At 71.9% G+C, this 24,008-nt stretch carries 22 protein-coding genes; 14 read left to right on the top strand and 8 right to left on the bottom strand.

What is annotated here, in order from left to right; genetic code table 11:
* The first annotated feature begins 62 nt into the window (after positions 1 to 62).
* The 5 genes from OG338_RS12475 (at position 63) to OG338_RS12455 (ending at position 3,722) form a co-directional block, all read left to right on the top strand.
* The gene (locus tag OG338_RS12475) at positions 63 to 878 is read left to right on the top strand and encodes a phosphatase (protein WP_405937407.1); all 816 of its coding nucleotides are present in this window, start codon (positions 63 to 65) and stop codon (positions 876 to 878) included.
* Positions 879 to 1,005: 127 nt separating this feature from the next.
* The gene (locus OG338_RS12470) at positions 1,006 to 1,218 is read left to right on the top strand and encodes a helix-turn-helix domain-containing protein (RefSeq protein WP_018104376.1); all 213 of its coding nucleotides are present in this window, start codon (positions 1,006 to 1,008) and stop codon (positions 1,216 to 1,218) included.
* A gap of 109 nt (positions 1,219 to 1,327) precedes the next feature.
* Positions 1,328 to 1,426 (top strand): 30S ribosomal protein bS22, encoded by a 99-nt coding sequence (locus OG338_RS12465; protein WP_003948845.1) that lies wholly within the window; start codon positions 1,328 to 1,330, stop codon positions 1,424 to 1,426.
* Positions 1,427 to 1,562: 136 nt separating this feature from the next.
* The gene (locus OG338_RS12460; RefSeq protein ID WP_405937406.1) at positions 1,563 to 2,681 is read left to right on the top strand and encodes an NAD-dependent epimerase/dehydratase family protein; all 1,119 of its coding nucleotides are present in this window, start codon (positions 1,563 to 1,565) and stop codon (positions 2,679 to 2,681) included.
* A gap of 15 nt (positions 2,682 to 2,696) precedes the next feature.
* Positions 2,697 to 3,722 carry a lysophospholipid acyltransferase family protein gene (locus OG338_RS12455; RefSeq protein WP_405937405.1) on the top strand — a complete coding sequence of 342 codons (1,026 nt, stop codon included), beginning with the start codon at positions 2,697 to 2,699 and terminating at the stop codon, positions 3,720 to 3,722.
* A gap of 28 nt (positions 3,723 to 3,750) precedes the next feature.
* Here the strand turns inward: OG338_RS12455 and OG338_RS12450 are convergent, their stop codons facing one another.
* The 3 genes from OG338_RS12450 to OG338_RS12440 all read right to left on the bottom strand — a co-directional run bounded on the left by OG338_RS12450 (position 3,751) and on the right by OG338_RS12440 (position 7,220).
* The gene (locus OG338_RS12450; protein WP_405937404.1) at positions 3,751 to 4,950 is read right to left on the bottom strand and encodes a DUF5667 domain-containing protein; all 1,200 of its coding nucleotides are present in this window, start codon (positions 4,948 to 4,950) and stop codon (positions 3,751 to 3,753) included.
* Between the two features lie 225 nt (positions 4,951 to 5,175).
* Positions 5,176 to 5,955 (bottom strand): ECF subfamily RNA polymerase sigma factor, BldN family, encoded by a 780-nt coding sequence (locus tag OG338_RS12445; RefSeq protein ID WP_405937403.1) that lies wholly within the window; start codon positions 5,953 to 5,955, stop codon positions 5,176 to 5,178.
* Between the two features lie 308 nt (positions 5,956 to 6,263).
* A complete protein-coding gene (locus tag OG338_RS12440; RefSeq protein ID WP_405937402.1) occupies positions 6,264 to 7,220 on the bottom strand; it encodes an HAD family hydrolase in 957 nt (318 codons plus the stop codon).
* Positions 7,221 to 7,326: 106 nt separating this feature from the next.
* Here OG338_RS12440 and OG338_RS12435 point away from each other — a divergent pair, with 106 nt between their 5' ends.
* From OG338_RS12435 to hemB, 6 genes are all read left to right on the top strand, one after another.
* Positions 7,327 to 7,605, top strand: a complete 279-nt coding sequence (locus OG338_RS12435) for a glutaredoxin family protein (protein WP_405937401.1) — start codon at positions 7,327 to 7,329, stop codon at positions 7,603 to 7,605.
* Between the two features lie 272 nt (positions 7,606 to 7,877).
* Entirely contained in the window at positions 7,878 to 8,645 is a 768-nt protein-coding gene (locus OG338_RS12430; RefSeq protein ID WP_073968765.1) for a redox-sensing transcriptional repressor Rex, read from the top strand.
* Entirely contained in the window at positions 8,642 to 10,036 is a 1,395-nt protein-coding gene (locus OG338_RS12425; protein ID WP_405937400.1) for a glutamyl-tRNA reductase, read from the top strand. Before OG338_RS12430 ends, OG338_RS12425 begins: the two co-directional genes overlap by 4 nt.
* Positions 10,033 to 10,995 (top strand): hydroxymethylbilane synthase, encoded by a 963-nt coding sequence (gene hemC, locus OG338_RS12420; protein ID WP_405937399.1) that lies wholly within the window; start codon positions 10,033 to 10,035, stop codon positions 10,993 to 10,995. The genes OG338_RS12425 and hemC overlap by 4 nt, the downstream gene beginning before the upstream one ends.
* Complete coding sequence (locus OG338_RS12415; RefSeq protein ID WP_405937398.1) at positions 10,992 to 12,659, top strand: uroporphyrinogen-III synthase; 1,668 nt, start codon at positions 10,992 to 10,994, stop codon at positions 12,657 to 12,659. The genes hemC and OG338_RS12415 overlap by 4 nt, the downstream gene beginning before the upstream one ends.
* A 123-nt stretch (positions 12,660 to 12,782) precedes the next feature.
* Positions 12,783 to 13,778 (top strand): porphobilinogen synthase, encoded by a 996-nt coding sequence (gene hemB / locus OG338_RS12410; RefSeq protein WP_405937397.1) that lies wholly within the window; start codon positions 12,783 to 12,785, stop codon positions 13,776 to 13,778.
* A gap of 8 nt (positions 13,779 to 13,786) precedes the next feature.
* On the opposite strand, the gene OG338_RS12405 is transcribed toward hemB, so the two are convergent.
* Positions 13,787 to 14,134, bottom strand: a complete 348-nt coding sequence (locus OG338_RS12405) for a hypothetical protein (RefSeq protein WP_405937396.1) — start codon at positions 14,132 to 14,134, stop codon at positions 13,787 to 13,789.
* A gap of 89 nt (positions 14,135 to 14,223) precedes the next feature.
* On the opposite strand from OG338_RS12405, the gene OG338_RS12400 reads away from it, so the two are divergent.
* Positions 14,224 to 14,637: a DUF3224 domain-containing protein gene (locus OG338_RS12400; protein ID WP_405937395.1), complete on the top strand. Its 414-nt coding sequence runs from the start codon at positions 14,224 to 14,226 to the stop codon at positions 14,635 to 14,637.
* On the opposite strand, the gene OG338_RS12395 is transcribed toward OG338_RS12400, so the two are convergent.
* Positions 14,631 to 15,353, bottom strand: a complete 723-nt coding sequence (locus tag OG338_RS12395) for a DUF4232 domain-containing protein (protein WP_405937394.1) — start codon at positions 15,351 to 15,353, stop codon at positions 14,631 to 14,633. The genes OG338_RS12400 and OG338_RS12395 overlap by 7 nt on opposite strands.
* A 381-nt stretch (positions 15,354 to 15,734) precedes the next feature.
* On the opposite strand from OG338_RS12395, the gene OG338_RS12390 reads away from it, so the two are divergent.
* On the top strand, positions 15,735 to 17,066 hold the full coding sequence (locus OG338_RS12390; RefSeq protein WP_405937393.1) for a helix-turn-helix domain-containing protein: 1,332 nt from the start codon (positions 15,735 to 15,737) through the stop codon (positions 17,064 to 17,066).
* A gap of 45 nt (positions 17,067 to 17,111) precedes the next feature.
* Here OG338_RS12390 and OG338_RS12385 read toward each other — a convergent pair whose 3' ends face one another.
* The 3 genes from OG338_RS12385 to argS all read right to left on the bottom strand — a co-directional run bounded on the left by OG338_RS12385 (position 17,112) and on the right by argS (position 22,030).
* Positions 17,112 to 18,374: a choice-of-anchor A family protein gene (locus OG338_RS12385; RefSeq protein WP_405937392.1), complete on the bottom strand. Its 1,263-nt coding sequence runs from the start codon at positions 18,372 to 18,374 to the stop codon at positions 17,112 to 17,114.
* Positions 18,375 to 18,494: 120 nt separating this feature from the next.
* A complete protein-coding gene (locus OG338_RS12380; RefSeq protein WP_405937391.1) occupies positions 18,495 to 20,024 on the bottom strand; it encodes a hypothetical protein in 1,530 nt (509 codons plus the stop codon).
* Between the two features lie 227 nt (positions 20,025 to 20,251).
* Positions 20,252 to 22,030, bottom strand: a complete 1,779-nt coding sequence (gene argS / locus OG338_RS12375; protein WP_405937390.1) for an arginine--tRNA ligase — start codon at positions 22,028 to 22,030, stop codon at positions 20,252 to 20,254.
* 133 nt (positions 22,031 to 22,163) lie between these two features.
* On the opposite strand from argS, the gene lysS reads away from it, so the two are divergent.
* Positions 22,164 to 23,924, top strand: coding sequence for a lysine--tRNA ligase (gene lysS, locus OG338_RS12370; RefSeq protein ID WP_405937389.1), 1,761 nt, complete (start codon positions 22,164 to 22,166; stop codon positions 23,922 to 23,924).
* Positions 23,925 to 24,008 lie beyond the last annotated feature (84 nt).

Raw genomic sequence — 24,008 nt, 5'->3', positions numbered from 1 at the left:
GACTGTGGGGCGTAATCGGGCTTTTGGCCCCTGGGCGGGCCGGTTCGGGCAGCATCGGTGGGGTGTTGAGCACCGGAGCGCTGCGTGCGCATCTGCTGGCGGCCCGCCTGGCCGGGCCCGTGGCCACCTCGCGTGAGGTGAGCCTGCGGAGTTATCGGCTGTTCGCGGCCAGGGACCCCCGGGTGACGCTCGGGCTCGATCCCGAACGGGGCTGGGGCGAGCGCGAGTTGCTTGAGCTGATGGCGGACAGGTGCGGGGTCTCGGACGATCCCGCGCATGTGTCCGGGCCGGATGTCATCGATCCGGAGCGGACGGTGGCGGGGCTCGACGCCTTCGCCGTACGGCTGGCGGAGGCGGCGGCCCGGCGGGTGCCGGTGCTGTTCGGGACCGGGCATCCGCATCGGCTGATCGGTTTCTACGCGGCGCTGGCAGACGCTTTGTCGTCGGCGGGCTGCCCCGTCCTCACCCCGGCGCAGGGGCGATGTATCGACATAACGACTCGGTTTGGCGTACGTACGTACCACCTGGACTACGTACAAGGTGTCGCGCTGGTGCGTGAACCCGGCGCGGGGGCGGCCGGTGGTGGCACCGGCGCACACTCCCATTCGCCGCTGCCCGTACGGGTCGCGCTGGAGGCTGCCGCGGCCGGGCGCGGGCCCGTTCCGGAGTTGGTCGTCGGGGACCACGGATGGGTCTGCGGGGCAGGTCAGCTGGGCATCGAGGCGATCGGTCTGGCCGATACGGACGATCCCGCGCTGTTCGTCGGGGAGGCCGAGGGGCGGGTGGCGGTGGCCGTTCCGCTGGATGACGCGGTGCGGTCCGCGTACTACCTCCCGCTCACGCGCTATGTACTCAATCGGGCGTGTCTGTCACAGTAGCGGCCGATCGTCTCTCCTCTTCCCCACTCGCACCACCCGCCCCTAACCTGGGGAGTGAGCGCACAACGACGAAGAGTCACCGGAGGGGAAGCCGGTGCGCGTCTCGTGCGGAAGGTACAGGTGAGTCATGGCTGCTGACAGCGAGAGTCCTCTGAGCGAGGTCAAGTTTCTGACCGTGGCGGAAGTCGCCTCGGTCATGAGGGTGTCGAAGATGACCGTGTACCGCCTGGTGCACAGCGGTCATCTGCCGGCGATCCGGGTGGGCAGGTCCTTCCGGGTGCCGGAGCAAGCGGTTCACGAGTATCTGCGCGAGTCCTTCGTGGGGGTGGCATCGGCCTGACATTCCCCTCGATTACGTCCCTCACGCGGTGGCGGGTAGGCTAGGCCGACGTAGGTCGTGTGGGCCCAGACGCCCCGCACCAGTGAAGAAGAAGTGAGCGAGGGTAGTCGTGGGCTCTGTTATCAAGAAGCGGCGTAAGCGGATGGCCAAGAAGAAGCACCGCAAGCTGCTCAAGCGCACGCGCGTTCAGCGTCGCAACAAGAAGTAGGCGAACGCAGTTCGTGAAACCGCAGCCCTCCCGCCGTTCCCGGCGGGAGGGCTGCGGTGCTGTATGCCGGGGTGTCCACCGGTTACGGTGACGTCCTGACCGACCGAACACGGGAGACCGACGGAAGGCGCTGATCTTGGGGAAGGTCGTGCTCGTCACGGGAGCGGCCCGGCAGCTGGGCGCCCGTTTCGTCCGGCGCGTCCAGCGTGATCCGGACGTGGAGCGGGTGATCGCCCTCGACGCGGCCGAACCGGAACACGAGCTGGGCGACGCCGTCTTCGTACGGGCGGACATCCGCGGGCCCGCCGTCGCCCGAGTGCTCGCCGAGCACGGCGTGGACACCGTCGTCCACCTGGACGTCAGCGGTTTCGCGCTCGGCGCCCAGGGGCGTACGGCGGTCAAGGAGACCAACGTCATCGGCACCATGCAGCTGCTCGGCGCCTGCCAGAAGGCCCCGGCGGTGCAGCGGCTCGTGGTGAAGTCCAGCACCGGGGTGTACGGCTCGGCGCCCCGCGATCCGGCGGTGTTCCACGAGAACACCCCGCCCAAGTCGCTGCCCGGCGGCGGCTTCGCGAAGGACGCGGCCGAGGTCGAGGGGTACGTACGGGGCTTCGCCCGCCGCCGGCCGGACGTGGCCGTGTGCGTGCTGCGGTTCGCGAACATCCTGGGGCCCGACGCGGACTCGCCGCTCGCCGACTATCTGTCGCTGCCGGTGCTGCCGACCGTCTTCGGCTACGACCCCCGGCTCCAGTTCGTCCACGAGGACGATGTGCTGGACGTCCTGTCCATCGCGGCGAGCGAGCCCCGGCGCGGGACGCTGAACAGCGGCACGTTCAACATCGCGGGCGACGGGGTGCTGCTGCTCTCCCAGTGCGCGCGGCGGCTCGGGCGGCCGACGGTGCCGATGCTGCTGCCCGCGGTCACCTGGGTCGGGCAGGCGCTGCGGACGGTCGGCATGACGGACTTCTCGCCGGAGCAGATCCGGCTGCTCACGCATGGCAGGGTGGTCTCCACGGTCCAGATGCGCGAGACGCTGGGCTTCGCGCCCGAGTACACGACGGGCGAGACGTTCGCGGCCTTCGCGCGCAGCCGGGCGCCGGGGCTGCTGCCGCCCCGCGCGGTGGGCCGGGCCGTGGACCGCGTGGCCGAGGCCGTGCCCCGGATCACCGGGCCCGGCGGCTCCGATGGCTCCGATAGCTCCAGCGGCTCCGGCGGCTCCGGAGGCGACACCCACCCGACCCCGAGCGCCAGGTAGAGGAGCGCAGCGACGATGGCGGATGCCAAGGTCATTCCGTTCGACGACGACCGTTCGCGGTCGGGAGGCGTGCCGCGCGCCGCGCGCCGGCGGTCTCCGGTACGCGGCACGGGGGCGGTGAGCGCCCTGCCGGGGGCCTCCGGCTCCCCGGACGCCGCACCGGAACCGGGGGAGCGGCGTGAGGGTGCCGTGTCCGGTCGGGGCGCCTGGGACCGCCGGATCGCGGGCGGGCTGGCCTTCCTGCGGCGGCGGGTCACCGGTGAGTACGACGTGGACGAGTTCGGTTACGACGAGGAGCTGACCGACCAGGTCCTGATGTCGCTGCTGCGGCCGGTGTACGAGAAGTACTTCCGGGTCGAGGTGAAGGGCATCGAGAACATCCCGGCCGAGGGCGGGGCGCTCATCGTGTCCAACCACTCCGGGACGCTGCCGCTGGACGGGCTGATGCTTCAGGTCGCGGTGCACGACCACCACCCGGCGGACCGGCATCTGCGGCTGCTCGCGGCGGACCTGGTCTTCATGCTGCCCGTGGTCAACGAGCTGGCCCGGAAGGCCGGGCACACGCTGGCGTGCGCGGAGGACGCGGAGCGGCTGCTGAGGCAGGGCGAGGTCGTCGGGGTGATGCCGGAGGGCTTCAAGGGGATCGGCAAGCCGTTCGGCGAGCGGTACAAGCTCCAGCGCTTCGGGCGGGGCGGCTTCGTGTCGACGGCGCTGCGGGCCGGGGTGCCGATCGTGCCGTGCTCGATCGTGGGCGCGGAGGAGATCTACCCGATGATCGGGAACGCGAAGACGCTGGCGCGGCTGCTGGGTTTCCCGTACTTCCCGATCACGCCGACGTTCCCCTGGCTGGGGCCGCTCGGGGCGGTGCCGCTGCCGACGAAGTGGACGATCCAGTTCGGTGAGCCGATCCCGACGGACGGCTATCCGCTGGAGGCGGCGGAGGACCCGATGCTGATGTTCAACCTCACGGACCAGGTGCGGGAGCAGATCCAGCACACGCTGTACAAGCTGCTGGTGCAGCGGCGGTCGGTCTTCTTCTGACGGCCGCCGCCGCACCGTGGGGCCCGGGTCAGCCCTTCTCGTTCTCCGCGTCGATGCCGAGGCCGCCGATGAGGCCCGGGAGCAGCGGCGGGATGGTGATGTCCGGCGTCGGCGTGGAGCTCGGAGCCGCGTCGGAAGGCCCGGTCGTGTCCGGGGACGGCGGGTCGAAGAGGCCGTCCGTGCCCCCGCCGATCAGGCCGCCGGCCGGGCTGGAGCCGGCGTCCGAGGGCCGCGGCGAGGTGCTGGAGCCCGTACCGCCGTCCTCGTGCCGGGCGGGGGAGGACGAGGGCGACGGGGTGCGCGCGTCGGTGGACGGGTCCGCGACGGTGCCCGTGGAGTCGGAGCGGCGGGACTCGGGGCCCTTCTCCGGGGCGCGCGGGAACAGCGACTGGAGCGGCGCGACCTCTTCGTCTATGGCGTCGAAGACCGAGCTGACCTGGTCGCCCACGTCGGTCAGCTGGACGGGGAGGCGGTCGCGGAGGCTGCTCCAGGCGTCGCGGTGGGAGCGGGAGAAGGAGTCCAGGGTCTGGATCGGACCGAGGGCGCCGTCCCGTTCGTACGCGGCGTGGAGGAGGCGGTGGCCCTCGGTGGCGTCGTGCGACATGCCGTTGAGGGTGCGCCTGATCTCGGCGAGCTGTTCGTGGTCGAGGGCGCCCGCGCGGGCGCGCTCCATGAGGCGGCGGGCCTCGCCGAGGCGGGTGGACGCCTGGTCGAGGTAGATCTCGCCGCGGTCGGTGCCGTCGCGGGTGAGGCCGAGGTGGATGTCCTCCATGCCGCGCTTCAGGCCGTAGAGCGAGTCACCGGGGAGGGCGTCGGAGCTGGCGGCGGCCACTCCGCCGAAGGCGCCGGCGGCCACCCCGACGGTGAGCCCGCCGGCGGCGAGACCCTTGGTCCAGCGGGATCTGGGGCGCAGTTTGCGGAGCGGGGACGCGCGGTGGCTGCCCCTGCTCCGTTGCGAGGGCACCGTAGGGTCCGCGGATGCGCCTCCCTCGGCGAACATGGCTTCCATGGCGGCGACGAGCTGGGCTCGCTGCACCACTTTGACCTCGGGGTCCAACTGCGGCCTGGGCAGTTCACCGAGGCCGTTCGCCAGGGCCAACAGCGGTCCTCGGTCGGCCTGTTCGGCCGGGTCCTCGGGCTGTACGGCCGCCGCACCGCGGAGCGACTGCTCCTCCAGGGCCTGGGCGAAGGCGTTCGCCCGCCGGTGTGCCGAGACGTTTGCGATCACTGGCGGCACCTCCTCTCGTCATGACGGTCGACTCCCCTGGAGATCCGGAAGGTTGCACACCTTGAGCGCTTCCACACGAACGAGTGAGCGGCTGCGGACATGGTGTGACGACAGGGGGCCTGCAACCGGCACAACGAGTGGCGCGGCACTTGGGTTACGCGCGAAAGATGATCGGATCGGTGTGTGAGGAAGGCGACGCCGGGACTGGCCCGGCGGGGGGAGCCGTCAGCGGGCATCGTCCGGGAGGAGCCGGGCGAGGGTGCGGACGGCGCGGTACTGGAGGGTCTTGATCGCGCCCTCGTTCTTGCCCATGACGCGGGCGGTCTCGGCGACCGAGAGCCCTTGCAGGAAGCGCAGGGTCACGCACTCCTGCTGCTGGGGGTTGAGGCGGCGCACGGCCTGGAGGAGCGCCTCGTTGGAGAGGGATTCCAGGACGGAGTCCTCGGGGCTGCGGGCGACCTCGTTGGCGTCGAGCATTTCGCCGGTGGTCACTTCCAGCCGGAACCGACTGGATTTGAAGTGGTCGGCGACCAGGTTGCGCGCGATCGTGACCAGCCAGGCGCCGAAGTCGCGGCCCTGCCAGGTGAAGGTGGAGATGCGGCGCAGGGCGCGCAGGAAGGTCTCGCTGGTGAGGTCCTCCGCCGTCGCCTTGCTGCCCACGCGGTAGTAGATGTAGCGGTAGACCGTGTCGCTGTACTGGTCGTAGAGGCGTCCGAAGGCGTCGGCCTCGCCGGCCTGGGCACGCTCGACGAGCTCCATCATGCGCGCGCTGTCGCTGTCGGCGGCGGGCCGCCGCACCGGGGCGGCGGTGGTCGCCGCACCGCGGGTGCCGCGTCTTCCCACCGCCGCGGCGCGTTCGGCCAGGGCATAGCAGGGGCCGGCAGGTGCAGGGGCGGCGAATGCGGGTACGGCGTACGCGGTGGGGACGAAGCCGCGCATGCGTTCGGCTACTGATGCGCGCAGCGTAGCCAGGCCCGAGGCGTCAACCCCGACGTGTGGGTACACGGGACTCCCAGAGGCAGAGCTTCCATCACGAGCAGTGCGAAACCATCACTCGTCGTAGTGAGTGGCGGGTCCGGAATGCGTCTGAGGAGAATAACGCTTCGTACAGGCCGCATTACGCCCAGTTGCGCAAATCACCGATTGCGTCGGTTCCGTGGCAACTTTTCGACGCAACAAGCCATGGGTCGTGATCGGTTGTTGATCGAATTGCTTCGGAATCTGTCTGCGGGGGCGACGGGTTGTGGCCGGTGAAAAGGGTGTGCCGTGTTGACGTACGCGGACGCGGAGGGGTGGCGGATACGCCGCCGGGATCAGCGCCGGCGGCGGTGCAGGGCGACGGCCGCGGCCGTGCCGCCCGCGAGGGCGCCGACCCCGGCGGCGGCCGGGATGCCGACCTTGGCCGCCTTGCGGCCGGTGCGGTAGTCGCGCAGCCGCCAGTCGCGGGCGCGGGCGTGCTTGCGGAGCTTGGTGTCCGGGTTGATCGCGTACGGGTGGCCCACCAGCGACAGCATCGGGATGTCGTTGTGCGAATCGCTGTACGCGGCGCAGCGCGCCAGGTCCAGGCCCTCCGCCGCCGCCAGGGCGCGGACCGCCTCGGCCTTCGCGGGGCCGTGCAGGGGTTCGCCGACCAGGCGTCCGGTGTAGATCCCGTCGACGGATTCGGCGACCGTGCCGAGCGCCCCGGTCAGGCCGAGCCGGCGGGCGATGATCGTGGCGGTCTCCACCGGGGCGGCGGTGACCAGCCAGACCCGCTGGCCGGCGTCCAGATGGGCCTGGGCAAGGGCGCGGGTGCCGGGCCAGATGCGGTCGGCCATGTACTCGTCGTAGATCTCCTCGCCGATGGACATCAGCTCGGAGACGCGGTGGCCCCTGACGATGGACAGCGCGCTGTCGCGGGCGTCCTGCATGTGTTCCGGATCTTCGACGCCGGCCAGCCGGAACCACGCCTGCTGCCAGGCGAACCGGGTCAGCTCGCGGCGCTCGAAGAACTTCCGCTTGTACAGGCCGCGGCCGAAGTGGAAGAGCGCGGCGCCCTGCATCACGGTGTTGTCGAGATCGAAGAAGGCGGCGGCCCGTTCATCGCCGACGACGGGGAACTCGGGCTCCTCCGGCTCGGCGTGCGCCGGTTCGGCCTCGGCGGCGGATTCAGCGGCGGATTCGGCTTCGAGCGAGGACTTCCGCGCGGCCTCCGCCGCCGCCTCGCCCGCCAGCACGCTGCGAGCCGTGGCGGAACGCCTGCGGGGGGTGAGCCATCCAAGAGCGGCCATGCGGTCGAGCATAGCCAGTCGGCCCGGCCGTTCCGGTCCCATCGTGATGCGGTGGTGTGAACTCCTGGTGTCCGGGGGCTTCCGGACGGGGCCGAGAATGAGAGGTATGAGTGCCTTGCTGCGTCGTAACAGGAAGAAGAGTCCCGCCGAGCGCGTGGTGACCCTGGTGGGGAAGCCCGGCTGTCACCTCTGTGACGACGCCCGCGCGGTGGTCCGGGCGGTCTGCGAGGAGACCGGTGCGTCCTGGGAGGAGAAGGACATCACCCGGGACGAGGAGCTGTACCGGGAGTACTGGGAGCAGATCCCCGTCGTGCTGGTGGATGACGAACAGCACACGTTCTGGCGGGTCGACCCGGCGAGGCTGCGCAGCGCGCTGCTTTCCTGAGCGAAACCCGGTTACCATCGTGGGCGTTTTGAGTGGTCTCGGGGGCGTGGCTGTGAGGAGTGTGTGTTGCTTTGCCCCCTTCGGGCCTGCAACGGGCTGATGCGATCCATGGTTCCTGGATCGCGCGACGGATGTGCGTGACCCCGGTCACTTTGACCGGACAAACCGGACACAATCTTTGTGCACGCGTTCACAAAGACATAGCCTGCATTCGACGGGGCGGTCTTGGGACATACGGCCGCCTAAAGCCCCGCTCATCCCGCAGGAGCACCGTGGCAACTGGCCGAAATCACCGACCGGCGACCCGTAGCCGAGGAATTCCCGAGGCCACCGTCGCCCGACTTCCGCTGTATCTCCGCGCGCTGACCGCGCTCTCCGAGCGCTCGGTCCCCACGGTCTCCTCCGAGGAGCTCGCCGCGGCGGCGGGGGTCAACTCCGCGAAGCTGCGCAAGGACTTCAGCTATCTCGGCTCGTACGGGACGCGCGGCGTCGGCTACGACGTCGAGTATCTCGTCTACCAGATCTCGCGTGAGCTCGGCCTCACCCAGGACTGGCCGGTCGCCATCGTCGGCATCGGAAACCTCGGCGCGGCCCTCGCCAACTACGGCGGCTTCGCCTCCCGCGGCTTCCGCGTCGCCGCGCTCATCGACGCCGACCCGGCGATGGCCGGTACGCCCGTCGCGGGCATCCCCGTCCAGCACGCCGACGACCTCGACCGCATCATCAGCGAGAACGGCGTCTCCATCGGCGTGATCACCACCCCGCCCGGCGCCGCCCAGCAGGTGTGCGACCGGCTCGTCGCCGCCGGTGTCACCTCGATCCTGAACTTCGCGCCGACCGTCCTCTCCGTGCCCGAGGGCGTCGACGTGCGCAAGGTGGACCTCTCCATCGAGCTCCAGATCCTCGCCTTCCACGAGCAGCGCAAGGCCGGTGAGGAGGGCGTCGACACCGCGCCCGACCCGGCCGCGCCGCCCGTGCGCGCCACCACCACCGGCCGGAAGGGACCCGACGGGGACATGCCCGCCGTGATGCCGGCATGAGCCTGCTCCTCGTGGGTCTGAGCCACCGCAGCGCCCCCGTCTCCGTACTGGAACGCGCCTCGCTGGCCGCCGACACCCAGGCCAAGCTGCTCCAGGACACCCTGGCGGCCGAGCCCGCCGCCGAGGCCGCCGTCCTCGCCACCTGCAACCGCATCGAGCTGTACGCCGATGTGGACAAGTTCCACGCGGGCGTCGCCGAGCTGTCCACGCTCCTCGCCCAGCACAGCGGCGTCGGTCTGGACGAGCTGACTCCGTATCTCTATGTGCACTACGAGGACCGGGCCGTTCACCACCTGTTCTCGGTGGCCTGCGGGCTCGACTCGATGGTCGTCGGCGAGGGCCAGATCCTCGGCCAGATCAAGGACGCGCTCGCCCTCGGCCAGGAGCTGCACACCGCGGGCCGGCTGCTCAACGACCTCTTCCAGCAGGCCCTGCGGGTCGGCAAGCGCGCCCACAGCGAGACCGGGATCGACCGGGCCGGGCAGTCGCTCGTCACCTTCGGCCTGGAACAGCTCGCCGACGGCCCCGACACCGCCGCCTGGGCCAGGGGCAAGCGCGCCCTCGTCATCGGCGCGGGCTCCATGTCCTCGCTGGCCGCCGCGACGCTGGCCCGTTCCGGCGTGGCCGAGATCGCCGTGGCCAACCGCACCCGGGCCCGCGCCGACCGCCTGGTCGAGATCCTGAACCAGCCCGGCGGCACGGGGGTGCGCGCCAGGGCCGTGGAGATGGCCGAGGTCACCGGCGAACTGACACGTGCCGACATCGCCGTCTCCTGCACCGGCGCCACCGGACTCGTGCTCACCGCCGAGACCGTCGCCGGCGCGATCGGCCTGGACCATGTGCCCGATCCGGCGAGCGGCCTGATCCCGGCGCAGTCCACCGGACCCGAGCGCCTGGCGCTGCTGGACCTCGCCATGCCGCGTGACATCGACATGGCGGCCGGCCGCCTCGACGGTGTGCGCCTCGTCGACATCGAGTCGCTCGCGGAGGCGTCGGCCGATGCCCCGATGGCCGCCGATGTGGACCAGGTGCGCACCATCGTCGCCGACGAGGTCGCCGCCTTCGGGGCCGCCCAGCGCGCCGCCCACATCACCCCGACCGTCGTCGCCCTGCGCACGATGGCCGCCGGCGTGGTCGCGGACGAGGTCGCCCGGCTGGACGGACGCCTCCCCGACCTGGACGAGAAGCAGCGCGCCGAGATCACGCAGACCGTGCGCCGCGTGGTCGACAAGCTCCTGCACGCGCCCACCGTGCGGGTCAAACAGCTCGCCAGCGAGCCCGGCGGCGCCGGGTACGCGGACGCGCTGCGTGAACTCTTCGACCTCGACCCGCAGACGGTCGCCGCCGTCTCCCGGGCAGACCTGAACGACCCGAATCGAGGGCGGTCATGACCGACAACTCACCCCTGCGACTGGGGACCAGGCGCAGCAAGCTCGCCATGGCCCAGTCCGGCCACGTCGCCGATGCGGTCAGCGAGGTGACCGGGCGCGCCGTCGAACTCGTGGAGATCACCACGTACGGGGACACCTCCCGGGAGCACCTGGCGCAGATCGGCGGGACCGGCGTCTTCGTCGCCGCGCTGCGCGACGCGCTGCTGCGCGGCGAGGTGGACTTCGCCGTCCACTCGCTCAAGGACCTGCCGACCGCGCAGCCCGAGGGCCTGGTGCTGGCCGCGGTGCCGGTGCGCGAGGACCCCCGGGACGTGCTGATCGCGCGGGACGGGCTGACCTTCGCGGAGCTGCCGTCCGGCGCCCGCGTCGGCACCGGCTCACCGCGCCGCATGGCCCAGCTCAACGCGTACGCCCGAAGCCACGGCCTCGACATCGAGACCGTTCCGATCCGCGGCAACGTCGACACCCGGATCGGGTTCGTACGCAGCGGCGAGCTGGACGCGGTGGTTCTCGCCGCGGCCGGGCTCAGCCGCCTCGGCCGCAGCGGTGAGGTGACCGACTTCCTGTCGGTCGACACCGTGCTGCCCGCTCCCGGCCAGGGAGCACTGGCGATCGAGTGCGCTGCGAGCAGCGCCGACCTCGCCGCCGCGCTCGCCGAGCTCGACGACCCGTACACCCGGGCCGCCGTGACCGCCGAGCGTGCCCTGCTCGCCGCCCTGGAGGCCGGCTGCTCCGCACCCGTGGGTGCGCTGGCCGACCTCCTGGCCGACGGTCAGGCTGTCAACGAACTGCGCCTGCGCGGTGTCGTCGGTTCCACCGACGGTGCCTCGCTGGTGCAGATGTCCATCACCGGTCCCGTTCCCACGTCGCACGACGACGCGGCGGCGCTCGGTCGCGAACTCGCGGCCGACATGCTTGCCAAGGGTGCGGCCGGTCTTATGGGGGAGCGAGCACTTTGAGCCCCACCGGCCCCGCCGCATCCGATTTCCCGGTCCACTCCGCAGGGCACGTCACCTTCCTCGGCGCCGGTCCCGGCGACCCGGGACTGCTGACCCTGCGCGCCGTCGAGGCGCTTGCGAGCGCGGACGTCCTTGTCGCCGAACCGGATGTTCTCGGCGTCGTCCGCTGCCATGCGCGGGCAGGGGTAAGCACCCCTGAGCTGGCGGTTGTTGACGCGCAGTCAACAGCCGCCGGGGTGCCCGTTCTCAGGGATGCGGCCAATCTTGTCATGGAGGCCGCGAAGGGCGGCAGGCGGGTCGTCCGTGCCGTGGCCGGAGACCCCGGCCTCGACGGGAACGCCGCCGCCGAGATGCTGGCCTGCGCCTCCGCCGGCATCCCCTTCGAGGTCGTCCCGGGCGTCGCGAACGCCGTCGGGGTGCCCGCGTACGCCGGGGTGCCGCTGCGGGACGCGCAGGGCGCGGACGTACGGTTCGTCGACGCCCGTACGGCCACCGACCGCTGCTGGAGCGAGGTCGGCGCGAGCGACGCCACGTGCGTCATCTCGACGTCGCTCGACGCGGTGGCGGCCGCCGCCGGTGAGCTGGTCGCGGCGGGCCGCAAGCCCGACACCCCGCTGACCGTGACGGCCGGCGGCACGACGACCCGCCAGCGCACCTGGACGGCGACCCTCGGGACGATCGCCCAGGTCTTCAAGCAGGGCAAGGTGCTCCCTTCGCCGGAGGGGCACCAGCCGGTCATAGCCGTGGTCGGGGAGCGCAGCTCCGCCGCCCAGCGCGACCAGCTCGCGTGGTTCGAGTCCAAGCCGATGTTCGGCTGGAAGGTCCTCGTACCGCGTACGAAGGAGCAGGCGGCCTCGCTCTCCGACCAGCTGCGGTCCTACGGTGCCGTGCCGCACGAGGTGCCGACGATCGCCGTCGAGCCGCCGCGTACGCCCCAGCAGATGGAGCGGGCGGTCAAGGGCCTGGTCACCGGCCGGTACGAGTGGATCGCCTTCACCAGCGTCAACGCCGTGAAGGCCGTCCGGGAGAAGTTCGAGGAGTACGGGCTCGACGCCCGGGCCTTCGCGGGGATCAAGGTCGCCGCGGTCGGCGAGCAGACCGCCGCCGCGCTGATCGACTTCGGCGTGAAGCCGGACCTGGTGCCGTCGGGCGAGCAGTCCGCCGCCGGGCTCCTGGAGGACTGGCCGCCCTACGACCCGGTCTTCGACCCGATCGACCGCGTCTTCCTGCCGCGCGCGGACATCGCCACCGAGACCCTGGTGGCCGGGCTGATCGAGCTCGGCTGGGAGGTGGACGACGTCACCGCGTACCGCACGGTCCGCGCCTCGCCGCCGCCCGCCGAGACCCGCGAGGCGATCAAGGGCGGCGGCTTCGACGCGGTGCTCTTCACCTCGTCCTCGACCGTGCGCAACCTGGTCGGCATCGCGGGCAAGCCGCACAACGTGACGGTCATCGCCTGCATCGGCCCTGCCACGGCGAAGACCGCCGAGGAGCACGGGCTGCGCGTCGACGTCCTGTCCCCGGAGCCCTCGGTGCACAAGCTGGCCGAGGCGCTGGCGGAGTTCGGCGCGCGCCGCCGGGACGCGGCACGGGAGGCCGGTGACCCGGTGACCCGGCCGAGCGAGCGGCGCCCGGGCGCGCGCAGACGGCGTACGACGACCTGATTCCCCGCGGTCTCCGGGCCCGTCCGTCTCTTCGTGGGACGGGCGGGCCCCGCCGCGTTCCCGGGGGATTTCCCGGCACCGGTGTCGGTAAGAGCGTGGGGCGCGCGGGTCTACGCTCGAAGGATGACTGTGTACGGAAACTTCCCCGGCTCGCGGCCCCGTCGGCTGCGGACGACCCCCGCGATGCGGCGGATGGTCGCCGAGACACGGCTCGATCCGGCCAACCTGATCCTGCCCGCGTTCGTCCGCGAGGGCATCGAAGCCCCGGTCGCGATCTCGGCCATGCCCGGCGTGCAGCAGCACACCCTGGACACCCTGCGGAAGGCGGCCGTCGAGGCGGTCTCGGCGGGGGTCTCGGGGATCATGCTGTTCGGCGTCCCGCTGGACGGGAAGAAGGACGGCCGGGGGACGGCGGGCACCGACCCGGACGGCATCCTCCAGGTCGCGCTGCGCGCGGTCCGCGAGGAGGTCGGCGACGACCTCATCGTCATGTCGGACCTGTGCCTGGACGAGTTCACCGACCACGGCCACTGCGGGGTGCTGACCGAGGACGGCCGCGTCGACAACGACGCCACGCTTGAGCGGTACGCGGAGATGGCCCAGGTCCAGGCCGACGCGGGCGCCCATGTGGTGGGCCCCAGCGGGATGATGGACGGGCAGGTCGGGGTCATCCGCGACGCGCTCGACCAGACGGGCCACGAGGACGTGTCGATCCTCGCGTACACCGCGAAGTACTCCTCGGCGTTCTACGGCCCGTTCCGCGAGGCCGTCGGCTCCTCGCTCAAGGGCGACCGCAAGACGTACCAGCAGGACCCGGCCAACATCCGCGAGTCGCTGCGCGAGCTGGCGCTCGACCTCGAAGAGGGCGCGGACATGGTCATGGTCAAGCCCGCCGGCCCCTACCTGGACATCCTGGCCAAGGTCGCGGAGGCGTCGGACGTGCCGGTGGCCGCGTACCAGATCAGCGGCGAGTACTCCATGATCGAGGCCGCCGCCGAGAAGGGCTGGATCGACCGGGACGCGGCGATCATGGAGAGCCTGACGGGCATCCGCCGCGCGGGCGCCCAGCTGATCCTGACGTACTGGGCGACGGAGGTCGCGCAGCGGCTGCGGGGCTGAGCGCCGGCCTACGGCCAGTCGATGATGGTCATGAACGCCGCCCAGGTGAGGCCCACGACCGAGGGGGCGGCCACGGCGAGGACGATCGCGGCCGACGGCCTGCGTTTGGCGTGTGCCCAGCTCGCGACCACGGTGATCAGAGCCAGGAGCAGGCCGCAGCAGGACACCGTGAAGGCCGGCCCGAAAGTGGCTTCCATGCGGTCGGCATCCGCGTCCGAGCAGGAGTCACAGGCCATCGGCGCCAGCATGCTGTACAGCAGGGCCACGTATACGAGCGGCAGCGTCACGATCGTGGAGAGGAGCGAGGCGATCCAGGCGTGCCGGAGGCGGTTGTCCGCGACGACGGGGTGCGACATGCGTGCGATTCCACCAGGTGTGTGACGGGCGCGCATGAGCTGTTCTACCTAGACCCCGACTGTCGTACCCCGCCCCTAGGCTCGGGCGCATGAGAGCTTCCGGAACCTTCACCGTCGACTCCTTCGTCCCGTCCGAGCTGAAGCCCGAGCCCGAGGTGGCCACCGCGCTGCCCGTCGGCGTGGCGACCATCGTGAAGACCTTCGAGGGGGAGGTGGCGGGGCGGTCCACGACGGTGTTCACCGCCGCCTTCGACCAGGCGTCGGGGGTCGGTACGTATGTCGCCATGGAGTCCTTCGAGGGCGCGCTCGCCGGGCACGCGGGGACGTTCAACTTCGTGCACTCGGCCGCGACCAGCGGCAGCGACCGGGCGAACGAGTTCTTCTCGATCGCGCCGGGGAGCGGGACCGCCGCCCTCGCCGGGATCAGCGGGGGCGGCGGGCTCGCCGTCGACGAGGACGGCACGCATCGGATCTGGTTCGACTTCGAGCTGGGCGGTCAGTAGACGAGCGCGTCGGACATCTCGCTCTGCCAGTAGGTGACGAAGCCGTTGTCGTCCCAGTAGGTCCCGGCGGGCAGCGTCAGTTCGGTCGACGCGGAGTTGATGGGCCCGTCGTTACGGTCGGCGAAGGTGACGCCGAGGTGCTTGCTCGGGTACGGCTTCCGGCCGTTCGGCTCGCCCGTCAGGCCGATCCCGGCGTACGCGGACTCGCCGGGGTCGAGCGTCACCACGGCCTGCGGCTTGCTGTCCTGGAGTACCCGGAACACCGCCTGCGCGCCGTCGAAGCGGAGCATCGGCGCGTGGTACGCGTAGCAGGTGCGGTCGCCCGTATTGGTGACCGTGAGCAGCAGGTGGTTGACCGGGCGGGTCACCTTGGTGACGGTGACCTTCGTGTTCGCGCCGGTGCAGGTGACCGGGGACTTGGGCTTGGGCTGCGGCTTCGGCCTGGCGGCCGGCTGTCCGGCGGACTCCGCGGGCTTCTCGGCCGGCTTGGTGGCGTGCTTCTCGGCGGGCTTGGTGGTGTCGGAGGCCGGTTCGGCGTCCGTGGGGGCCGTCGAGTCCTTGTCCGGCGTGGCCGTCGACGTGTCGTCGGTGGCCTGGACGGACGCGGCCGGCGTCTTCGCGTCGGTGCCGTCGTCCCCGCCGCACGCCGTGAGCGAGAGCGCGGCGAGCACGGCGGTCGCCGCGAGGACGGTGGTGCGGATGCGGTTGCTGCGCATGGTGGTACTCCCCGTGAGTGTGTCCGGTCGTGAAAGCTGTTCGGTCGTGAAAGCTGTTCGGTCGTGAAAGCTGTTCGGTCGTGAAGGGTGTTCGGTCGTTCCGTGTGGTCAGTTCCGGCAGATCAGGAGCAGGACGATCGCGGTCGTCACGATCAGCACCCCGATCGCCAGCGCATCGGTCAGCTCGATGCGGAAGAGGGTTCGCACTGGTCGGCCCCCGTGGTCGCTGTGGTCTGGTCCGAGCTTGTGGCACGACCGGTTCCGGCCGCAACGCCCGCCGCACCATTGGGGATGCTGGAACGGCTGCGCGTACTGTGACCTGGGCAGATTCCACGTCCCTGGAACGCTGATCCGGGACGGACCAGGAGGGGGAACGCCGCAGTGGCGACGCCGGAGGCCGAGGAACTAGCGGGCCTGCTGAAGAAACTGAAGGACCGTTCGGGGCGCAGCTACGGGGTGCTCGCGGGCCGCTTGCACGTCAGTACGTCGACGCTCCACCGGTACTGCAACGGGGACGCCGTCCCGGGCGAGTTCGCGCCCGTGGAGCGGTTCGCGCGCCTCTGCGGGGCGACCGGCGACGAGCTGGTGGAGGTCCACCGCCGGTGGATTCTCGCGGACGCGGCGCGGGGGCGGGGGAAGGCGGAGGCGGTGGTGCCGGCAGCACCCGAGCCCGTGAAGCCCGAGCCTGCCGAGCCCGAGCCCGAGCCCGCGCCCGTCGAGCCGGAGGCCGTAAAGCCGGAGCCCGCGCCCGCAGCCCCCGATCCCGTACGCGAACCCCCCGCCCCCTCCCGCCGGCGCCGGGCCTCCGCCCGTACGCGGGTGCTTCTCGCCGCCGCGGCCGTCGTCGCGCTCACCGTGCCCACCGCCGTCGTCATCGGCCAGCTCAAGCAGACCGGTTCCGACGCGGCCGGGGGCGCCCCGGGCGTGAGCGGCACGACGGCGGGGGAGGACGCCGTCGCCGCGCCCCCGGACAGCCCCTCGCCCTCGGCCGGCGCGTCGACGCGGCCCAGCGCCTCCGCCACCACGGGCTCGGCCAGTCCCTCCGTACGGACGTCGCCGTCCGCCTCGCGCACCACCGGCGCGCCCGGGGGCGGGCCCGGGCGCGCGCCCACGGTGACCATCAGCTCGTACAACTGGGAGGAGCCCTGCGGGCAGTACTACCTGCTGGGGCAGGACCCGGCGACCGTGCCGCCCCCGCCGCCGCCCAACAGCACCCGGGGCTGGGCGCGGGCGCTCGGCGGGGTGGACGGGGGCGCCATGAAGCTGGAGCTGACCGTGCAGGGCACCTCCGCGCAGGCCGTCGTGCTGACCGGGCTCCGGGTGAAGGTGCTGAGCCAGCGGGCGCCCGTGCAGCAGCCGGCGTTCTCGATGGGCGAGGGGTGCGGCAGCGGCATCGAGCCCCAGTCCTTCGACGTCGACCTGGACGACAGCCGCCCGGCGCTCCGGCCGGTCGCCGGGAAGCAGGGCGACGAGACGGTGCCCGCCAAGGACTTCCCGTTCCGGGTGTCGTCCAGCGATGTGGAGGTCTTCGACCTCGACGCGCATGTGGAGGGCCACGACGTCAGCTGGTACCTGGAGCTGGACTGGTCCAGCGGCGGCCGTACGGGCACCCTGCGCGTGGACGAGGGCGGCAAGCCGTTCCGGACGAGCAGCATCGCGGGGCGCCCGGAGTACTACTACCGCTACGACACCTCGGTCTGGGAGAAGCGCTGAGCGGCACGCGGCCCGGGAAGGGCCGCGTGCCGCTCAGGGGGTGGGTCAGGCGCGCTTGCGGCGGCGGGCCATGACCACGAGGCCCGCACCGGCGGCGACGACCACGGCGCCTCCGACGGTGATCGGGATCATGTTGCCGCTACCGGTCGTCGCCAGGTCGCCCTCGGGCTGCGAGGGGCTGGGCGACGGGACCGGGGCACCCGGGGTCGTCGTGCCCGACGGGGTGGCGGACGGCGTCGCGCTGCCGGACGGCGGGACCGAGGCCGACGGGGTGGCGGTCGCGGTCGCCGGGGGCGTCGTGGTGGGCGTGCCGCTCGGGGTCGTGCCGGGCTCCGGGGTGCCGGGCACCTCGGGCAGGCAGCCGGTGAACGGGAAGTGGTGCGTCTCCGCGCCGCCCGAACCGTGCAGCGAGGCCACCCACACCGAGCCGTTGACCGGGGCGGCGGTGCCCAGCTCCAGATGCGCGTACGGGGCGAGCACGCTGCCCGGCCAGGCGGCCTGGCTGTTCTTGACGATGTTCCTGGCGTCCGGGAAGTTCCACAGCAGCTTGGCGCGGACCGCGCCGTCCGCCGCGCTCTGGAGCTTGTCGTCCAGGACGAAGTCCTGACCGCCGGAGAGGAAGAAGCCCGTCGTGCCGGCGGTCTGCATGTCGTACGTCTGCCCGGTGACGTTGACGATCGTCGTCGCCCCGGCCGGGACCTTGATGAAGACCTCCTTCGCCTTCTCCAGCTGCGACGCCTCGACCGAGAACACGTTCCGGCCGGTGTCCGTGCCGGTCAGCGTCAGCCGGTTGCCGTCGAGGTTCGCCGTGGCGCCGGAGGTCGCCGGCTCCTCGGCCAGCGCGTCGGAGTACGACCGGAGCTTCGCGAACTCGCCGTCGAAGTCGATCAGATCGGCCTTCTTGCTGAAGGTGCCGTTGTGCATCTCGACCGCGCGGTCCTTGACCTCGCCGCCGACGACGGCGTTGCCCTTCATGACAACAGTGGCGGAACCGCCGTTGAGCAGGTCGCCGCGCACGACGAGCGACGCCCGGCCGGGCAGCGCGTCGACCTGGGCGGCCGTCAGCTCGTTGCCGACGCTGAACCCGCCCTTGAAGTCGGCGTTGCCACCGACCGCCACGGCGCCTTCGGCGTCGGGGGAGTGGACGTCGTCCCCGAGGACGAACTCGCCGTACTTACCGGCGATCCCGAAGGCGTCGGTCGTGCAGTCCGCCGAGGCGGGGGCGGCCTGGGCGGCCGGAGCGACGGTGAGCCCGAGAACGAGGGCACCGCCGAGCGCCGCGAGGGCGGCGGAGGTCGGTATGCGCATGGTGCGTGGGTCTCCTGCGGAGCAGATATGAAGGTTCTGTGGCGACTCCGGTCATGATTCTCATACTTAGGGAAATTGGTCAAGACCAATGGGGGGATTCGCTGTGAACCCCGCTGCCCGCTACACGTGTACGCCGCCGTGCAGCACCGCGTCCCGTCCCGCGCGGGCGGCCTGTGCCGCGGCCTCGTGGCCGAGGGGTTCGTTCATGACGACCGCGCCGTAACTCCCGTTGTCCGCCCAGCTGCACGCCACGTGTGAGCCGGGAGCCTCCGAGTCGTCCGCGTACGAGACGCAGCGGAGCCGGCCCCCGGCCGGGCCGGCGTCCGGCTGCCAGATCTCGTCGATGGTCGAATCCGACTGGGACAACCCCGTCTCGTATCCCTTCAGGACCGTGTCGGGCATGGCCCGGAAGTCCCCCACCGCACCGAAGATGAGCGCCGCCGGGCCGCCCTCGTCGCCCAGGGCCGCCGCATCGCCGTAGACGTAGGCGAACGCGCCCCGCACATCCATGGTCTGCGTCCACAGCGACGCGACGGCGGAGTCGACCTCGTCCACCACCGGCACGGCGGAGGTCAGCGGCGCGCCCCGGAACTCCAGCGGCGGCGCGACCTCGTAGTGCGGGTAGTCCTCGGGTTTCGGCGGCGGGACCTTGAGCGCCAGCGGCGAGAACACCGCGAACACCGCGAGGGTGAGCGCCGTGCCCAGCACCGCGAAGTCGCGCAGCCCCGGCGGGGGCGGCGGAGGCAGCGGACTCGCCGGTTCCGGTGCGCCCTCCGGGAGCGGCGGGACGCGGTCCATGGCGCGGGTGCGGGCGCCGCTCTCCAGGACGGCGAGCAGCCGGTACGGGACGAGGGCCAGCACGGCGCTGACACCCGCCCACACCGCCCAGGGCGCCGCCGCGTCCGCGAAGAGCGCCGGTGCGCCCACCGCCAGGACGGCGAGGACGCTCGGATACGGTGCCCGGACCAGCCACAGGAGCAGCGGGCGGCCGGGCCGGGTGAACGCGGTCAGCGTCTCGGCGCGGATGGCCAGGCGCAGGCTGTACGGGTGCCGCCCCGCCTCCTCCTCGGCGAGGCGGACCGCCTCGGCCAGGCCGGGGGCGGCGGCCAGGGCCTGGCGGACGTCGTGGCGCTGGGTGTGGGCGAGGGAGAGCTGGGGCGCCGGGCTCTGCGCCGCCCAGAGCGGAACCGGGTCGCGGAGCCGCCGGGCCTCCGGCGAGTCGGGGCCCAGTTCCTCGACCCGGGCCACGAGCTTCGCGGCGCGGGCGGCGCGGCCGGGGCGGTCCAGCGCGTCGGCGGCCCGGCAGAGCTCGGCGTACGCGGCGAGCAGGGGCAGGTCGTCGGGGAAGGCGTCGAGGCCCCGGCGGTAGACGCGCTCGGCCTCGTCGTCGTGGTCGTCCTCGTCCTCGGCCGCATGCGCCTGGCCCAGCAGGGCGTACAACTCCCGGTCGGGGCCGTACTCCTCCAGCGCGGCGACGGCCCGCTCCCGTCCCTCGCGCCGGCGCCCCGCCGCGAGCGCGTCCCGTACGGCCCGCACCGCGGCGGCGGCCTCCGGCGACCGCCGCTCGGACTCCGCCCCGCGCTCCGGCTCCGCGTCCTGCCCCTCCGGCCGCGCTCTTTCGGGCGTGTCCGTGTGCCCGGTGTCCTCCATGAGATCCCCACCCCTTGCCATGACCGACGACGGCCGGACGCGTCACTATCGCGGGTGGCCGGGGCGCGGGTCAACGCCGTTTGGATGACGATTGCGCAGGTCAGCGCGTTAGGGCGGCCACGATGACCTTTCTCCGGCCGGGGCGGCTCCGGACCGTGACCCTTCTGGCCAGGCGCTGGACCGGCGGCCGGCCGAAGCCACCGGGCCCCGCCCCGTAAAAGCCGTACTCAGAGCCGCTCGGGCGTCCGGATGCCGAGCAGCGCCATGCCCCGGTGCAGGGTGCGGGCCGTGAGGTCGCAGAGGAACAGCCGGTTCTCGACCAGCTCGGCCGGATTGTCCTCGCTCAGTACGTGGCACTGGTCGTAGAACGTCGTGTAGAGCGACGCGAGCTGGTAGAGATACGCGGCCAGCTTGTGCGGCTCGTACTGCGCGGCCACCTCGGCCAGCACCTCGCCGAACTGGTCCAGATGCAGGCCCAGCGTCCGCTCGGCCGGGGCCAGCTCCAGCTCCGGGTGGGCGACCGGCTTCGCGTCGCCCGCCTTGCGCAGGATCGACTGGATACGCGCGTACGCGTACTGGAGGTACACCGACGTGTCGCCGTTCAGCGACACCATCTGGTCCAGGTCGAACTTGTAGTCCCGGACGGCGGAGGTCGACAGGTCCGCGTACTTCACGGCGCCCACGCCCACGTACCGGCCGTTCTCCACGATCTCCCGCTCGGACAGGCCGACCTTCTCCGCCTTCCCGCGGACCACGGCGGTCGCCCGCTCGACGGCCTCGTCCAGCAGGTCCTGGAGCCGGACCGTGACGCCCTCACGGGTCTTGAACGGCTTGCCGTCCTTGCCGAGCACCGTGCCGAACGCGAGCTGGTGCGCCTTCACGTCGTCGTTCAGCCAGCCCGCCCGGCGGGCCGTCTCGAAGACCATCTTGAAGTGCAGGGACTGCCGTGCGTCCACCACGTACAGCAGGGTGTCCGCCTTGAGGCCCTGGACCCGGTCGCGGATCGCGGACAGGTCCGTCGCCGCGTAGCCGTAACCGCCGTTCGTCTTCTTGACGATCAGCGGGACCTTGTTGCCGTCGGGGCCCAGCACGTCGTCGAAGAAGACGCACAGCGCACCCTCGGAGCGGACCGCGACGCCCGTCTCCTCCAGGATGCGGCAGGTCTCCTCCAGCATGTCGTTGTACCCGGACTCGCCGACGATGTCGGGGTCGCTGATCTCCATGTCGAGCTTGTCGAAGACCGAGTAGAAGTAGATCTTCGACTCGTCCACGAACCGCTGCCACATGGCCAGCGTCTCCGCGTCGCCCGCCTGGAGCGCGACGACCCGGTCCCGGGAGCGCGCCTTGAACTCCTCGTCCGAGTCGAACAGGGCCCGCGACGCCTTGTAGAGCCGGTTCAGCGAGGACATCGCGGCCTCGCCGTCCTCCTTGCCGCCCTCGTGGTCCAGCTCGTGCGGATGCTCCACCAGGTACTGGATGAGCATGCCGAACTGCGTGCCCCAGTCGCCGATGTGGTGGCGACGGACCACGGACTCGCCGGTGAACTCCAGGATGCGCACCATCGCGTCACCGATCACCGCGGACCGCAGGTGGCCGACGTGCATCTCCTTGGCCACGTTGGGCTGGGCGTAGTCGACGACCGTGGTGCCCGCCGCCTCGTTCGCCGGGACGCCCAGCCGGTCGCCGTCGGCGGCGCGCGCGGCCAGCGTCGCGGTGATCGCCCGGTCGGTCAGCGTGACGTTCAGGAAGCCGGGGCCCGAGACCTCGATGTCCTTGATCAGCTCCGAGGCCGGGAGCGCGTCGGTGACCCTGGCGGCCAGCTCGCGCGGATTGCCCTTGAGCTTCTTGGCGAGCGCCAGGATGCCGTTGGCCTGGAAATCGGCCCGGTCGCTTCGGCGCAGCAGCGGATCGGCGGTGCCCGCATCCGGCAGTGCTGCCGTCAGGGCGTCCGCCAGCTGCTGCTGGAGCGTGGAAGCGAGGGAAGTGACCGAGCCGTGCTCAGGCATGGGACGGGCTGCCGTTTCGGTAGAGGACAAAGGATCACTCCAGTATCCCACGGGGAGTAAAGCCGTTTTCGTGCTGCGGCCCGCACCTGGGAGAATGGCCGGTGCCCCTACGAGTCCTACCCGAGAGAAGGACGTGCCGACCGTGGCTCAGAGTCAGAGCAGCACCGAGACCGACTGGGTCTCCCGCTTCGCGGACGAGGTCATCGCCGAATCGGAGCGTCGTGCGCCTGGCAAACCGGTCGTCGTCGCCTCCGGCCTCTCCCCGTCCGGCCCGATCCACCTGGGCAACCTCCGCGAGGTCATGACCCCGCACCTGGTCGCCGACGAGATCCGCCGCCGCGGCCACACCGTGCGGCACCTGATCTCCTGGGACGACTACGACCGCTACCGCAAGGTGCCGAACGGCGTCCCCGGCGTCGACGCGTCCTGGGCCGAGCACATCGGCAAGCCGCTGACCTCGGTGCCCGCCCCGGCCGGGTCCGCGTACCCGAACTGGGCCGAGCACTTCAAGGCCGCCATGACCGCGTCCCTGGACGAGCTGGGCGTCGAGTACGACCCCATCAGCCAGACGGAGCAGTACCTCGCGGGCACCTACCGCGAGCAGATCCTGCACGCCATGCGCCACCGCGCGGACATCGACGCCGTCCTCGACCGCTACCGCACCAAGAAGGACCCGGCGGCGGCGGGCAAGGGCGGCAGGAAGCCGCAGCAGAAGAAGGTCGACGAGGCCGAGCTGGAGGCCGAGGCCGGCTCCGGCGCGGCCGGCGAGGACGACGGCTCCGGCGGCTCCGCCGGCTACTTCCCGTACAAGCCCTACTGCGGCAACTGCGAGAAGGACCTCACCACCGTCACCTCGTACGACGACGACACCACCGAGCTGAACTACACCTGCACCGCCTGCGGCTTCGCCGAGACGGTCCGGCTCAGCGAGTTCAACCGGGGCAAGCTGGTCTGGAAGGTCGACTGGCCCATGCGCTGGGCGTACGAGGGTGTGATCTTCGAGCCCAGCGGCGTCGACCACTCCTCGCCCGGCTCCTCGTTCGTCGTCGGCGGCCAGATCGTCCGCGAGATCTTCGACGGCGTCCAGCCGATCGGACCGATGTACGCCTTCGTCGGGATCTCCGGCATGGCCAAGATGTCCTCCTCCAAGGGCGGCGTGCCCACCCCGGCCGACGCCCTGAAGATCATGGAGGCCCCGCTGCTGCGCTGGCTCTACGCCCGCCGCAGGCCCAACCAGTCCTTCAAGATCGCCTTCGACCAGGAGATCCAGCGGCTCTACGACGAGTGGGACTCGCTGGGCCGCAAGGTCGCCGACGGCACGGTCCTCCCGGCCGACGCCGCCGCGTACGCCCGCGCCGTCCGCACGGCCGCCGGTGAGCTGCCGAGCACCCCGCGCCCGCTGCCGTACCGCACGCTGGCCTCCGTCGCCGACATCACCGCTGGCGCCGAGGACCAGACGCTGCGCATCCTCAGCGAGCTGGACCCGGCGAACCCGCTCACCTCGCTGGACGAGGCCCGCCCGCGCCTCGACCGCGCGGAGAGCTGGATCACCACCCAGGTCCCGGCCGAGGCCCGCACCGTCGTCCGCGACGAGCCGGACAAGGAGCTGCTCGGCTCGCTGGACGAGCAGGGCCGCGAGTCCCTGCGCCTCCTCCTGGAGGGCCTGGACACGCACTGGTCCCTCGACGGCCTGACCACCCTGGTCTACGGAGTGCCCAAGGTCCTCGCGGGCCTGGCGCCCGACGCCAAGCCGACGCCCGAGCTGAAGACCGCTCAGCGGTCCTTCTTCGCCCTGCTCTACCGGCTGCTCGTCAGCCGCGACACGGGTCCGCGCCTGCCCACACTGCTGCTCGCGGTGGGGGCGGAGCGGGTGCGCCGGCTGCTGGGCGGGTAGGCGGGGGTGCGGGGACCCCGGGCGGGGTCCCCGCGTTCGGGCGCGCCGTGCCCGTGTTCAGGACGATCCCGGCGGAGACGCCGG

Origin of the sequence: Streptomyces sp. NBC_00726 (genome assembly GCF_045161735.1) — a bacterium.
Taxonomy (GTDB): Bacteria; Actinomycetota; Actinomycetes; order Streptomycetales; family Streptomycetaceae; genus Streptomyces.
Note: the sequence above shows the minus strand (reverse complement) of the source record. Positions and strands in the feature narration are given on the sequence as shown.